Origin of the sequence: Nocardioides jensenii JCM 1364 = NBRC 14755 (genome assembly GCF_001552535.1) — a bacterium.
In the GTDB taxonomy this organism is placed as follows: Bacteria; Actinomycetota; Actinomycetes; order Propionibacteriales; family Nocardioidaceae; genus Nocardioides; species Nocardioides jensenii.
This window is the reverse complement of the sequence record NZ_BCRJ01000149.1, coordinates 1-12,630: the sequence shown is the minus strand read 5'-3', so window position 1 is coordinate 12,630 and position 12,630 is coordinate 1. Positions and strand designations below refer to the sequence as shown.

Annotated in this window: 14 protein-coding genes; 6 read left to right on the top strand and 8 right to left on the bottom strand. The window is 70.0% G+C overall.

The features are described from left to right. Positions 1-61 precede the first annotated feature (61 nt). Together NJ4_RS24280 and NJ4_RS27015 are read left to right on the top strand one after the other, a co-directional pair. Positions 62-805, top strand: coding sequence for a YwaF family protein (locus NJ4_RS24280; protein ID WP_067441866.1), 744 nt, complete (start codon positions 62-64; stop codon positions 803-805). After that, positions 799-1,566 carry a peptidylprolyl isomerase gene (locus NJ4_RS27015; protein WP_067441863.1) on the top strand — a complete coding sequence of 256 codons (768 nt, stop codon included), beginning with the start codon at positions 799-801 and terminating at the stop codon, positions 1,564-1,566. The genes NJ4_RS24280 and NJ4_RS27015 overlap by 7 nt, the downstream gene beginning before the upstream one ends. Before the next feature lie 11 nt (positions 1,567-1,577). On the opposite strand, the gene NJ4_RS24270 is transcribed toward NJ4_RS27015, so the two are convergent. Together NJ4_RS24270 and NJ4_RS24265 are read right to left on the bottom strand one after the other, a co-directional pair. Then, positions 1,578-2,483, bottom strand: coding sequence for an oxidoreductase (locus NJ4_RS24270; RefSeq protein ID WP_067441860.1), 906 nt, complete (start codon positions 2,481-2,483; stop codon positions 1,578-1,580). Positions 2,484-2,549: 66 nt separating this feature from the next. Next, the gene (locus NJ4_RS24265) at positions 2,550-2,978 is read right to left on the bottom strand and encodes an OsmC family protein (protein WP_067441857.1); all 429 of its coding nucleotides are present in this window, start codon (positions 2,976-2,978) and stop codon (positions 2,550-2,552) included. Positions 2,979-3,072: 94 nt separating this feature from the next. Between NJ4_RS24265 and NJ4_RS24260 the strand changes: the two genes are divergently transcribed. Next, the gene (locus NJ4_RS24260; protein ID WP_067441854.1) at positions 3,073-3,354 is read left to right on the top strand and encodes a Fe-S cluster assembly protein HesB; all 282 of its coding nucleotides are present in this window, start codon (positions 3,073-3,075) and stop codon (positions 3,352-3,354) included. A gap of 77 nt (positions 3,355-3,431) precedes the next feature. Here the strand turns inward: NJ4_RS24260 and NJ4_RS24255 are convergent, their stop codons facing one another. From NJ4_RS24255 to NJ4_RS26155, 5 genes are all read right to left on the bottom strand, one after another. Continuing rightward, complete coding sequence (locus NJ4_RS24255) at positions 3,432-4,046, bottom strand: response regulator transcription factor (protein WP_067441850.1); 615 nt, start codon at positions 4,044-4,046, stop codon at positions 3,432-3,434. Beyond that, entirely contained in the window at positions 4,043-5,161 is a 1,119-nt protein-coding gene (locus NJ4_RS24250) for a sensor histidine kinase (RefSeq protein ID WP_067441847.1), read from the bottom strand. The genes NJ4_RS24255 and NJ4_RS24250 overlap by 4 nt, the downstream gene beginning before the upstream one ends. 19 nt (positions 5,162-5,180) lie before the next feature. Next, on the bottom strand, positions 5,181-5,975 hold the full coding sequence (locus tag NJ4_RS24245) for an ABC transporter permease (protein ID WP_067441844.1): 795 nt from the start codon (positions 5,973-5,975) through the stop codon (positions 5,181-5,183). Continuing rightward, complete coding sequence (locus tag NJ4_RS24240; protein WP_067441841.1) at positions 5,972-6,868, bottom strand: ABC transporter ATP-binding protein; 897 nt, start codon at positions 6,866-6,868, stop codon at positions 5,972-5,974. The genes NJ4_RS24245 and NJ4_RS24240 overlap by 4 nt, the downstream gene beginning before the upstream one ends. A 135-nt stretch (positions 6,869-7,003) precedes the next feature. Further along, on the bottom strand, positions 7,004-7,168 hold the full coding sequence (locus NJ4_RS26155; protein WP_169799328.1) for a hypothetical protein: 165 nt from the start codon (positions 7,166-7,168) through the stop codon (positions 7,004-7,006). A gap of 140 nt (positions 7,169-7,308) precedes the next feature. On the opposite strand from NJ4_RS26155, the gene pepN reads away from it, so the two are divergent. Further along, positions 7,309-9,798, top strand: a complete 2,490-nt coding sequence (gene pepN, locus NJ4_RS24235; RefSeq protein WP_067441838.1) for an aminopeptidase N — start codon at positions 7,309-7,311, stop codon at positions 9,796-9,798. Here pepN and NJ4_RS24230 read toward each other — a convergent pair. Then, the gene (locus NJ4_RS24230; RefSeq protein ID WP_067441835.1) at positions 9,788-10,564 is read right to left on the bottom strand and encodes an MOSC domain-containing protein; all 777 of its coding nucleotides are present in this window, start codon (positions 10,562-10,564) and stop codon (positions 9,788-9,790) included. The genes pepN and NJ4_RS24230 overlap by 11 nt on opposite strands. Before the next feature lie 66 nt (positions 10,565-10,630). On the opposite strand from NJ4_RS24230, the gene NJ4_RS24225 reads away from it, so the two are divergent. Both NJ4_RS24225 and NJ4_RS24220 read left to right on the top strand, forming a co-directional pair. Beyond that, positions 10,631-11,800 carry an exonuclease SbcCD subunit D gene (locus tag NJ4_RS24225; RefSeq protein ID WP_067441831.1) on the top strand — a complete coding sequence of 390 codons (1,170 nt, stop codon included), beginning with the start codon at positions 10,631-10,633 and terminating at the stop codon, positions 11,798-11,800. Next, positions 11,800-12,630: AAA family ATPase (locus NJ4_RS24220; protein ID WP_157551336.1), on the top strand; the 831-nt coding region annotated here is incomplete at its 3' end. The genes NJ4_RS24225 and NJ4_RS24220, both read left to right, overlap by 1 nt.

Below are 12,630 nucleotides of genomic sequence, written 5' to 3'. Positions count from 1 at the left end.
CCCAGGGCGGTTGAGTACTCGTACACATGTGGCGACGGGCGGAGCGGGGAACGCTGGAGCCATGACCTCCTCACTCGTGCCGCTGGCCGTCTCCAGCTTCCAGACCTTCGGCACCTCCCACCTGCTGATGCTGGCCCTCTTCGCCGCCGGAGTCTGGCCGATCGTGCGGTTGGGCCGCGCGGTCCGGGACGACAAGGTCACCCGGAGCCGTGTGAGTCGTGGCTTCGCGGTCGCGGTCATGGCGTTCACGATCCCGATGCAGCTGGTCGACTTCATGCCGAGCCAGTACTCCTTCAACACCACCCTGCCGCTGCAGCTGTGCGACTTCGCCTGGATGGCAGCAGTGCTGGCACTGCTGACCCACCACCGCTTCTTCGTCGCGTTGGCCTACTTCTGGGGGCTCGTGCTGACCACGCAGGGGCTGCTCACCCCGTGGCTGACCGCTGACTTCCCCAACCCGAAGTACATCGGCTTCTGGGGCATGCACATCCTGATCGTGTGGGCCGCGATCTTCCTGATCTGGGGACTGGGCCTGCGCCCCGCCTGGCGCGACTACGCCACCACTGTCGCCACCACCGCGACCTGGGCGATCAGCGTGTTCACGTTCAACGCTTTCACCGGCACCAACTACGGCTTCCTCAACCACAAGCCCAGCAGCGGCTCCCTGCTCGACTATCTGGGCCCCTGGCCGTCGTACGTCGTCCTCGAGGTGCTGATCGTGGCGGGGGTGTGGGCGCTGATGACCTGGCCGTGGGTCGTCCGCGGTCGTCGTACGGAGTCAGCGGCTAGCATCGCCGCATGCTGAAGCCCACCCAACGCCGTGTCCTGGCCGTCGCGGCTGCCCTGACCCTGTTCTCCCTCACCGCCTGCTCCGACGACGACGGTGACAACAACGACGACACCAGGGCCGGTGACCCGGCCGTCCAGACCTCGGAGTCGCCCGAGACCACGCAGAGCACACCGACCACGCAGAGCACACCGACCGACTCCTCGAGCACTCCGGCAGCGGACGGCCCCTGCACCTACACGGGCGACGGAAGTGCACCCGCCAAGGAGGTGTCACCGCCCGCAGCGAAGCCGAAGAAGAACGGTCAGGTCCGGGTCACCATCGAGACCAGCGCCGGTGACGTGAAGGCGGTCCTCGACGCGAAGACCGCACCCTGCACGGTGAACTCGTTCCTCTCGCTGGCCGACCAGGACTACTTCGACGACACCAGCTGCCACCGGCTCACGACGCAGGGCATCTACGTCCTCCAGTGCGGCGATCCGACCGGCACCGGCTCGGGTGGGCCCGGCTACCAGTTCGACGACGAGCTGAGCGGCAAGGAGACCTACCCAGCCGGCACCCTGGCCATGGCCAACGCCGGACCGGGCACCAACGGATCCCAGTTCTTCCTTGTCTACAAGGACTCCTCCGCGGCCCTGGACCCGGCGTACACCGTCTTCGGCACGGTCGACACCGCGAGCATCAAGATCCTGCAGAAGATCGCCGCCAAGGGCACCGGGACCGGCGGACCCGACGGCCCGCCGAAGGAGCCGGTCACCATCGACGAGGTCGACGACTGACCCGGCGTTGGTCAGTCGGGGAAGCCGACACCGGTGAGCGACTCGGACCTCTGCCACAACGCGTCGGCGAGGTCCGAGTCCTTCGCCATGTCCGAGCGTCCAACGAGGGTCGGCCGGCCCAGCAGCTCACCCGGGCCGTGCGGCCCGACGTAGCTGTTGCCCGGCAGGTCCTCGGTCGCGGCGTACAGCAGCGGCAGCGCACCCCGTGACGGCTTCATCCCGATCAGCGAGTTGCCCAGGCCGCCCAACCGGGTGAACGCCCTGCTCCCCGTGCCCCCGTGGATCCCGGTCGCGGTGTAGCCGGGGTGGGCGCCGGTGGCCCGCACCGGGGAGCCGACAGCGTCCAGGCGGCGCTGCAGCTCGGCGAGGAAGAGCAGGTTCGCGAGCTTCGACTGGGCGTACGCCGCATACGGGGCGTAGCCGCGACGTTCGAAGCCGAGGTCGTCCACGTCGAGGAGCCCGCTGCGGTCCCAGGCTGAGGAGACCACGACGACGCGTTCGGAGAGACGCGGCAGCAGTAGGTTGGTGAGCGCGAAGTGGCCCAGGTGGTTGGTGCCGATCTGGGACTCGAAACCGTCGACCGTGCGCGACCGGGGAACCGCCATGATGCCGGCGTTGTTGACCAGCACGTCGGCGTGATCGAGGTTGCTGGCGAACGCGTGCACCGAGCCGAGGTCGGCGACCTCGAGCCACCGCACCTCCACCCGACCACGCGCGCCGGTTCGGCGTACCCGCTCGGCGCCGAGCTCCCCCTTGGCGGTGTTGCGCACCGCCATCACCACGTCGGCCCCGGCGGTGGCCAGAGCCCGGGTCAGCTCGAGGCCGAGGCCTCCGGTGGCACCGGTGACGACGAAGCGCCGCCCGTCCTGGGCAGGCATCTGCGCCGTCGTCCACGGCGTGCGGCGGTGTCGGGCCATGGGCGGCACCCTATGCGGGGCCGACAGCACACTCGATCCCGACCGGTGGGCTCGGGTCAGAGCCGGTCACGAGTCGGGCGTGAACTCGACGGGTCCGCCGATCTGCACGGTGCGGCTGACGGTGCAGAGCCGGTCCCGCGACATCGCGACCGCGCGAGGTAGGAACTCCCGGGCGGCGTCACCGCCCTCGCCCTCGGGGAAGACCACGTCGAAGGTCACCTTCAGGTTCGTCATGTGGTTGCCCTGATCGTCGCGGATCTTGTCGCCCTCCGCACGTACGTCGAACGAGAGGGCGGCCGCGCGCTTGCCGGTGATCGCGTCGACGTCGATCGCGCTGCAGCCGGCGAGCGCGGCCAGCAGGAGCTCCACGGGAGTGAAGTCCGGGTCGTCCCCGCTGCCGATGGGCAGCACTCCCCCACGACCGTTGGTGGCCTTGTAGCGGCCGTCGCCGATGCGGGTCAGATCGATGCTGCGCAAGGTGTCGGATCCAGTCATGGCCACGAGCCTGCCAGACCCGGCCGGTTTGCGTGTGGTCCCGAGCCGCGCAATGGTGGTGGGGTCATGCCCGCAATCAGCGAAGGAGAGCCCCATGCTCACCCTCACCGAGAACGCCAGCACGATCGTCAAGGACATCGCCAACCAGGGCGGTGAAGAGACCGCAGGACTCCGCATCACCGGCGACAACTCCCCCGAGCAGGCCTTCGCGGTCAACGCCGCGCCAGCGCCCGAGCCGGGAGACCAGACGGTGGAACAGGACGGCGCCACCATCTTCCTCGACGAGCAGGCGGCCGAGGCCCTCGACGACAAGGTGCTCGACGCCGCCGTCGACCAGGAGGGCGGCGTTCAGTTCGCGCTCACCGTGCAGGCCTGAGGCCCGCACCCAGCGGCACCCGCCGAGCCGGCCCGGGTTGACCACGTATGCGTCAACCCGGGCCGGCTCGGCGCATGTCAGAGCCAGCCGTTCTCCTCGGAGACCCGCACCGCGGCCCCACGGTTGTCGGCCCCGGTCTTGCCGATGGCCGCGGAGAGGTGGTTGCGCACCGTGCCCTCGCTGAGGTGCAGCCGCTTGGCCACCACCGCCACCCGGGCACCGTCGCGGGCGGCGCGAAGCACTTCGGTCTCGCGAGGTGTCAACGGTGAGTCCCCGGCGACCAGGGTGTCCGCGGCCAGGGCCGGATCGACCACGCGGAGCCCGGCGTGCACCCGGCGTACGGCGTCGGCCAGCTGACTGGCAGGTGTGTCCTTGACCACGAACCCGGATGCACCGGCCAGCAGTGCCCGCCGCAGATAGCCGGGTCTGCCGAACGTGGTCACGATGAGAACCCTCGTCGCCGGCACCTCGGCGCGCACCTGCTCGGTGGCGCTGATGCCGTCCAGCCCGGGCATCTCGACGTCGAGCAGGGCCACGTCGGGTCGGTGCTCACGGACCGCCTCGAGAACCAGGTCGCCGGCGCCGATCTCGGCGACGATCTCCAGGTCCGGCTCCAGCCCGAGCAGTGCGGAGAGCGCGCCGCGCACCAGCGCCTGGTCGTCGGCGAGCAGGAGACGGATCGGGGTGCTCATCGCGCCATCACCCGCAGGACGAACCCGCCGTCAGCCGGTGCCTCGGTCCAGACGGTGGCACCGACGCCCGAGGCGCGTTCGCGCAGGCCACGCAGGCCGTTGCCGACAGTGTCGCTGATCGGGCCTCGCCCGTCGTCCGCGATCTCGACGCTCGCCGCGTCCAGGGTCACCCGGCAGCTGCGTGCGGCACTGTGCCGGATCACGTTGGTGACTCCCTCGCGCACGGTCCAGGCGAAGAGCTCGCGCAGGTCGCCAGGAACCTGCTCGGCGGAGTTGGGCAGCTCGTGCGCGATCCCCGCGGTGGCCAGCGCATTGCGTGCCCGGGCCAGCTCCCCGGGCAGGGTGAGGTCACGGTAGCCCTCGACGGCACGGCGTACGTCGGACAGGGCGTCGCGGCTGAGTCGTTCGAGGTCGGCCAGCTCCGTGCGGGTGCGGTCGAGGTCGACATCGATCAACCGTTGGGCGAGCTCGGCCTTGACGGTGATCACGGTGAGTGAGTGACCGAGGATGTCGTGCAGGTCGCGGGCGAAGCGATTGCGTTCGTCGGCCACAGCCAGCCTGGCGTTCTCCTCGCGGGCGGCGATCAGGTCGGCGTTGCGGCGGATCACGTTGCGGATTCCCCAGGTGGCCAGCGTTGCCGCGAGGGCACCGAACAACAACCCTCGATCCTCCTGCCAGCCGGGCAGGAACAGACCAGCGGCGTACGCCGACATTCCCAGCGCCAGTGCCACGCCCATCCCAGCCCGTGGCGGCAGGCAGAAGACCGACAGCACGGCGAGGTAGACGACGGTCGTGGCGCCGTGCTGCCCGATCGCGACACAGATGCCCAGGGCCAGGACCACTTCGACGACGAGCAGGGACAGTCCGATGGCGACCGGCTGTCCGGTGCTTCTCAGCAGGCGCCGGGTGCGGATCCACTGGAACGCGACGAGGTAGAGCACCGCGAAGAGCACCAGCGCGACGATCGCCACCCAGCCGGCGGTTTCGTCGCGTCGGTCCAGGGCCACCTCGAACGGGTCGGCCAGGTAGAACAGCCAGATCGCGGCGAACACGGTGCCCCACCGGCCGGGAGCGTCCCTGACCTGCGGGGCCTCACGCGAGTCGAGTGCGCTCATGCTCGTCACCGTAGCCGTCTCAGACGCGAGCGGTGTCCTTGCTCATCCGCCAGGCCGCACCGCCCACGAAGATCGCGAACCACACCACGGCGTTGACCACGGCCACCCAGCCGAGGTCGCCGGTCAGGGGCCAGCGGCTGATCTCGGCGACACCGAACATCGGGGTGAACTCGGCGATCCGGTAGATCGTCGATCCTTCGGTGAGTGGGATGAAGACGTTGCCGAGGAACGAGAAGAGGGCGAGGCCGGGGCCGAGCACCTGCATCGCGTTCTCCCCCGGCACCAGGTAGCCGATGAAGACGCCGAGGGCCGCGAACACGAGGGTGCAGACGAGTGTCAGCACCGCGCACGCGACCCAGATCCCGGCCGGCATGTGCGGCCTGCCCTGCACGATCCCGGCGACGTTGACCACGGTGATCGCCACCGCGCCGAGGACCAGGGCCAGGAGCGCCTTCATCAAGATGTAGACCGCCGGGTGCAGCGGAGTCAGGCGCAACTGGCGAGACCAGCCCACCGAGCGCTCCATCGCCACCATCGCCCCGCCTGAGGCGGCGGTGAGGGCTGCACCGTAGAGCGCCATCGAGACCATGACGTAGGCCGCGACGTTGCCATGACCGGCGTCGTCGTTCCAGTCGGCCTGGCCGCCGAAGGCCAGGAACATGCCGGCGGGGAAGACCAGGGTGAAGATGATGGTGCGCCGGTTGCGGAGCATGCGCCGCAGCTCGATCCCAGGCACGGTCAGGTTGAACCCGCCGTAGGGCGGCACGCGGCGCCGGGTCGGGTCGATCGTGCTGGCGGTGACGGTGGTGCTCATCGTCCTGCTCCTGTCAGTTCGAGGAAGGCGTCTTCGAGTCCCTGCGCGACGATCTCGAGGTCGCGGGCGTCGGTGTTGAGCAGCAGGTGACGGGCCACCGCGTCGCTGTCGCTGGTGTGCACGCGCACCTGGTCGCCCCGCACCTCCACCGACTCGACGCCGGCGACCCGGACGAGGTCGTCGTACGCCTCGCGGGCGCCGGTGAGGGTGGCGCGCAGCATGCGCCCGGAGGCCAGCGCCCGCACCTCGGCGGCGGAACCGTCGGCCACCACCCGCCCCTTGCTGACCAGGACGATGCGGTCGGCGTACTGGTCGGCCTCCTCGAGGTAGTGCGTGGCGAACAGGACGGTGCGCCCGGTGACGGAGTCCTCGCGGATCGACTCCCAGAAGGCCCGCCGCCCCTCGACGTCCATGCCCGTGGTGGGCTCGTCGAGCAGCAGCAGCGCCGGGTCGGAGAGCAGCGCCATCGCGAAGCGCAGGCGCTGTTGCTCACCACCGGAGCACTTGGCGACCTTGCGGTCGGCGATCGCGGTGATGCCGGCCCGGGCGAGGACGTCGTCGACGGGGTGGGTGTCGGCGAAGAGGCTGGCCGTGTAGGCGACGGTCTCGCGCACGGTGAGGTCCTTGAGCAGGCCGCCGGTCTGCATCACGGCGGAGACGAGCCCGCGGGCGATGGCCTGCCGTGGCTCCAGCCCGAAGACCTCGACCGTCCCGCTGGTGGGTCGGGAGAGCCCGAGGATCATGTCGATGGTGGTGGTCTTGCCGGCACCGTTGGGACCGAGGAAGGCGACGATCTCGCCCGGTCGCAGGGTCAGGTCGATGCCGCGCACCGCTTCCACGTCGCCGAAGCGGCGGGTCACGTCGCGCAGGGCGACTGCTGTCAGTGAGGTCATGGGACGAGCCTGACTGCTGTCGGGCTCCGTCACCTCGGCCGTGGATCACGACCGGTGCATGACAAATGTCAGGCGCGGCGGGAATGCGGCAGGGCCCGGGGATCCACCCCGGGCCCTGCGCTCACACGTGGTCGATCAGAGGCCACGAAGCCGGCGACGCTCGCGGCGCGCCTCTTCGCGCGCCAACTCGGCCTCCCACGCCCAGACCGGGTCCTGGGTCGGACGGGTCCGCCCGGCAACGATCCCCTGAGCGATGTACTGCTCCGCCTTCATGTTCTTCGTGTCCTCTCGCGTCGTCATTGACGCTGGTCGTGTGTAACAAGTCCTTCAGGCTGAATGCCTCTTACAGTCTAGAGGTTGAAATCTGCACCAATGACCGTTTGGGGGGTGATCTCAGCCACCACCGGGCGCCCCACGCACCACCTCGTAGGGTGGCCGCTGTGACTTCCTCCGCCGCCCCGTTCCGCAGCCTCCAGCAGACCGAGGCGATTGCTCGTTTCGACCAGCTCGACGTGTCGTCGTACGACGTCCACCTGGACCTGGCTGCCGAGGAGGAGACCTTCGCCTCGCTCACCACGATCCGGTTCACCAGCACGGGCGGTGAGACGTTCCTCGACCTCAAGGCCACGAGGGTCAACCGCATCGTCCTCAACGGATCGGCCCTCGACCCCGACCAGGTGCGACGCGGTCGTGTGGTGCTGCCCACCCAGGCCGGCGAGAACGAGGTCGTCGTCGACGCGGTGATGGCGTTCCGCAACGACGGAGAGGGCCTGCACCGCAGTGTCGATCCCGCGGACGGTCGCCACTACGTCTACGGGATGTCGTTCATGGACGCGGCCCCGTCGATCTTCGCGTGCTTCGACCAGCCCGACCTCAAGGCACCGTTCACGTTCCACGTGCGGGCGCCCCGGGACTGGACGGTCATCGGCAACGCGCCCGGACAGCAGGTGGAGCCCGGCACGTGGGAGTTCGACCGCACTCCCCCGCTGTCGACGTACTTCGTGACCCTGGTGGCCGGGTCCTACCACGTGCTCCACGACGAGCACGCCGGTGTCCCGCTGTCGCTCAGTGCCCGCCGGTCGATCGCCACGGCCCTCGACGCCGACGCCGACGAGCTGTTCACGATGACCAAGCAGTGCTTCGACGAGTTCCACCGGCTCTTCGGCATCCGCTACCCGTTCGGCAACTACCACCAGGCGTTCGTGCCGGAGTTCAATGCCGGTGCCATGGAGAACCCCGGGTGCGTGACGCTGCGCGACCCACTGCTGTTCACCAGCAAGGTCACCCGTGGTGAGCGCATCCAACGGGCCACCACGGTCGCCCACGAGATGGCGCACCAGTGGTTCGGCAACATCACCACACCGAAGTGGTGGGACGACCTGTGGCTCAACGAGTCGTTCGCCGAATACATGGGCAACCGGGTCACGGCCGACGTCACGCAGTACGACGACGCGTGGATCCACAGTGGGTACGCCCGCCGGCAGTGGGGACTCGTCGCCGACCAGAGGCCGAGCACCCACCCGGTCGCCGGCAACGGAGCGTTCGACGCCACCGCGGCGCTGCAGGACTTCGACGGCATCTCCTACGCCAAGGGCTCCACGATCCTCAAGCAGCTCAACGCCACGGTCGGCGACGACGTCTTCTTCGCCGGCGTGATCGACCACTTCGAGCGACACCGCTTCGGCAACGCCACGATGCACGACCTCTTCGCCTCCTGGGAGCGGGCGCTCGACGGCTCCGGCACGTCGTCCGCAGTCGACCTGGGGACGTTCAGCCAGAGCTGGCTGCGCACCTCGGGCGCGGACACCCTCGAGCTCGACCGTGCCGCCGGAGTTGTCCGCCGCACTGCGCCGATGGGACAGCAGTCGGCGCGCAACCACGCGATCCGGGTGGCGACCCCGGGGCCGAACGGCTGGTCCACCAGCCGACTCCTGGTCGACTCCGACGAGGTCCCGGTCACCGTGCCGGGCGATGCGGCGTTCCTGATCGACCCGGCGATGGAGACCTGGGCGCTGCCCATGGTCGACGACGCGTCCGTCGCCGGGTTCGAGCGGCTGCTGCCCACCACCGTCGACGCAACCATCCGCTCCGGGATCTGGAACTCGGTGCGTTCGGCCTTCCACAACGCCCGGATCTCCCCCGAGGTCGTCGTACGCCTGGGCGAGCAGTCGCTGCCGACAGAGACCAATGACGATGCCCTCCGGACCATTCTTCCCTATCTGGTCGGCACGGTCGCCGGCCTGAGCCACGACCCGGCCGCCGCGCGGGCACGACTGCACGCCGCGTGCCTCGCCCTGTTGCGGGCCGCTGCGCCGGGCAGCACGGTGCAGCTGGCGGGTTTCCAGGGCGCGGTCGACTCGTGCGCCGACGTGGGGGTCCTCCGCGGGTGGGTCGACGGCCACGACCTGCCGGCAGGACTCGTGGTCGACGCCGACCTGCGCTGGCGGATCCTGATCCGGTTGGCCGCTCTCGACGCCGTTGGACGCCCCGAGCTCGACGCGGCGCTGGAGGCCGAGCCGACCACCAAGGCCCGCGTCGACCACGCCCGCGCGGTGTCCAGTCGTCCCCACCCTGAAGCGAAGGCCTGGGCGTGGGAGCGGTTCACCGGCCGGGCCCCGGCCACGAACTACGAGCTCATCGCCTGCGGTCTCGGGCTCTGGCGCGACGGTCAGCAGGAGCTCACCGCGCCGTACGTCGACCGCTACCTCGCCGAGCTGCCCGGCGCTGCCGCCGTCCACTCGGGCTGGGTGCTCGGCGACGTGACGAAGTACTTCTTCCCGCTGACCGCGCTCTCCTCGGAGACGCTCGGACAGGCTGACGTACTGCTCGAGAGGGCTGACCTCGACCTGACCGTCCGGCGCAACCTCATCGACATGACCGACGAGCTGCGCCGGCGCCTGGCCATCCGCACCGCCTTCGCTACTTCCTGACGTTCGTGTGCAGAACGGGGTCGCCGACCCGGATGACCCCGGGAGTCACCACCACGGCGTCGACGGCCAGGCAGGGCTCCCCGGCGGCGTTGGCCGGCCGGTAGGCGGCCAGTTCCTTCAGGATCGACGCGTCGGCGGCCGCGGTGACCGGGTGCCGGTTCGGCACCCCACAGCGCCCGATCCGACCGGTCACGTGCACCACCGCTTCGCCCACGGAGACGTCGTGACCGACCCACGTGTCCTCGACCCACGGCTCGTCGGTCTCGACGAGGATCGTGCTGCGGAACCGCTCCGACTGCTCGACCAGCTCCGGGCGCCCCAGACGCCCTGCCAGGTCACGCACCGATGCGGTCCCGAGCATGCTGACCGGAGCGCCGTAGACCACGTCGCCGCGACTCACCCGCGCCAGCTGTGCCGAGCGTCGTGACTGGGCGACCAGCAGCCTGGCCGGCTCGCCGTCGTACGGCGTGACCAGGATCCGGCGGGTCCAGTAGTCGACGGCCACGGGTTCGCCCGAGGGGACGACCGGCCCCGCAGCGCAGCGCCCGTCGGCGAGGGTCACGCGCAGGTCGGTGCCCTCGGCCACGACCGTGGTCGCCATCAGAGGCGCGTCGGCCGTGCGCAGGACGCGTGCGGACTCCCCCTCGATCAGGCACCAGGCTCGGTCACCCACGGGGCCGAGCGCGTCCAGCGTGATCGACTCGCGGGCAACGTGCCGGGTGCCCTTGACCGGGGCGAATCCGAGCCTCGTGACGGTGGTCTCCATGGGTCGAAGGCTACTTCCGGGCGTGGCATGTCGGGGACTGTCGGTGGTGCCTTCTAGGTTCTAGGTGTGCGCATCCTCCACACCTCCGACTGGCATCTCGGGCGTTCCTTCCACCGTGAAGGCATGCTCGGGCACCAGGCTGCGTACGTCGACCACCTGCTCGCGGTCGTCGAGCAGGAGTCGGTCGATCTGGTGGTCGTGGCCGGTGACGTCTATGACCGGGCACTGCCGCCCGTCGATGCGGTGCGTCTGGCCAACGAGACCTTCACCCGGATCGCCCGCTCCCGGGCGAAGCTCGTGGTGACCAGCGGCAACCACGACTCGGCGCACCGTCTCGGCTTCGGGGCCGAGCTGATGGACGCCGCGGGTGTATTCGTCCGCACCAGCGCACTGTCGGTCGGCGCCCCGGTTCTCCTCGACGACGAGCACGGCACGGTCGCGATCTACGGGCTGCCCTACCTCGAGCCCGACCTGGTCCGGGAGCCGTGGGCTCTGGCGGGCCGCAGCCACGAGGCCGCGCTCACCGAGGCGATGCGACGCGTGCACGCCGACCTCCGCACCCGTCCGACGGGCACTCGGTCCGTCGTGATGGCCCATGCGTTCGTCGCCGGGACCCGTCCCGTGGAGCCCAGTGACTCCGAACGCGACATCAGCGTCGGCGGTGTCAGCATCGTCCCGACCGATGTCTTCGAGGGCATCGACTACGTGGCGCTGGGCCATCTCCACGGTCGGCACACCCTCACCGAGTCCATCCGCTACAGCGGATCGCCCCTGGCCTACTCGTTCTCTGAGGCGGGCCACCGCAAGGGCTCGTGGCTGGTCGACCTCGATGCCTCCGGGGTGACCGGCGCCGAGTTCATCGACGCGCCGGTGCCCCGTGCGCTGGCCAAGATCAGTGGCGACCTCGACTCCCTGCTCACGCGCGGCGATCTCGAGGGTCACGCCGACGCCTGGGTGCATGCCACGATCACCGACGACGTGCGCCCCGTCCGCGCGATGGACCGGCTGCGGGAGAGGTTCCCCCACACCCTGGTGCTCTCTTTCGAGCCCGCCGGCGGACGATCGGCCACGCTCCCCTCGGCCCGCCCCGCAGCCGGCAAGTCCGACCACGCCATCGCTGTCGACTTCCTCCGTGAGATGCGCGGTCGCCCGGCCAGTGCGGAGGAGTCGGCACTGCTCCTCGATGCGTGTGACTCCTGTGCGCCCGACCACGACCTCGACGCGGTGGTGGGCTGATGCGCCTGCACCATCTCGAGGTCACCGCGTTCGGCCCCTTCGCCGGCACCGTCCCGGTCGACTTCGACGACCTCTCCTCCGCGGGCCTGTTCCTGCTCACCGGCCCGACGGGCTCCGGCAAGACCTCGATCCTCGACGCCGTCTGCTTCGCCCTGTACGGCGACGTTCCCGGTGACCGCAACCACGCCAAGCGCTTTCGATGTGACACCGCAGAGCCGGGTGTGGCCCCCCGGGTCTCCCTGGAGGCCACCCTGTCCGGGCGACGTTTCCGGATCACGCGCACCCCGGCCTGGGTCCGGCCCAAGAAGCGCGGTTCGGGCCTGACCACCCAGCAGGCCTCCGTGCTCGTGGAAGAGCGGGTCAGCGGTGAGTGGGTGATGTCGTCGACCCGGCTCGACGAGGCCGGCCACCTTCTGACCGGTCTCATCGGGATGAACATGACCCAGTTCTGCCAGGTGGCCATGCTGCCGCAGGGCCGGTTCCAGATGTTCCTGCGTGCGAAGTCCGAAGACCGTCACACGCTGCTCCAACAGCTCTTCAGCACCCAGCGTTTCGAAGACATCGAGCGCTGGGTCCGCGATCACACCCGTTCGCTCCACCGTCAGGGCCACGAGCTCCAACGAGCAGTGTCCCGGGTGGTCAGCCGCATTCTCGAGGCCACCGACGAACGACTCCCCGAGGCCTGGTCGGGCGACGACCTTGCTCCGGTGATGGCCGACGGCTCACTCACCACCTGGGTTGACGCACTGGTCGCCGAGGCTCGCTCCGCCGACCAGTCGGCGGCCGAGGCGGTGGCCGAGTCCACCCGCGCCGAGCGCGAGGCGAGCGTC

Coding starts and splice junctions, on each gene's coding strand:
- NJ4_RS27015 (WP_067441863.1), top strand. CDS start 799: ATGCTGAAGCCCACCCAACGCCGTGTCCTGGCCGTCGCGGCTGCCCTG.
- NJ4_RS24240 (WP_067441841.1), bottom strand. CDS start 6,868: ATGACCTCACTGACAGCAGTCGCCCTGCGCGACGTGACCCGCCGCTTC.
- NJ4_RS24230 (WP_067441835.1), bottom strand. CDS start 10,564: ATGGAGACCACCGTCACGAGGCTCGGATTCGCCCCGGTCAAGGGCACC.
- NJ4_RS24260 (WP_067441854.1), top strand. CDS start 3,073: ATGCTCACCCTCACCGAGAACGCCAGCACGATCGTCAAGGACATCGCC.
- NJ4_RS24280 (WP_067441866.1), top strand. CDS start 62: ATGACCTCCTCACTCGTGCCGCTGGCCGTCTCCAGCTTCCAGACCTTC.
- NJ4_RS24265 (WP_067441857.1), bottom strand. CDS start 2,978: ATGACTGGATCCGACACCTTGCGCAGCATCGATCTGACCCGCATCGGC.
- NJ4_RS24270 (WP_067441860.1), bottom strand. CDS start 2,483: ATGGCCCGACACCGCCGCACGCCGTGGACGACGGCGCAGATGCCTGCC.
- NJ4_RS26155 (WP_169799328.1), bottom strand. CDS start 7,168: ATGACGACGCGAGAGGACACGAAGAACATGAAGGCGGAGCAGTACATC.
- NJ4_RS24250 (WP_067441847.1), bottom strand. CDS start 5,161: ATGAGCGCACTCGACTCGCGTGAGGCCCCGCAGGTCAGGGACGCTCCC.
- NJ4_RS24255 (WP_067441850.1), bottom strand. CDS start 4,046: ATGAGCACCCCGATCCGTCTCCTGCTCGCCGACGACCAGGCGCTGGTG.
- NJ4_RS24245 (WP_067441844.1), bottom strand. CDS start 5,975: ATGAGCACCACCGTCACCGCCAGCACGATCGACCCGACCCGGCGCCGC.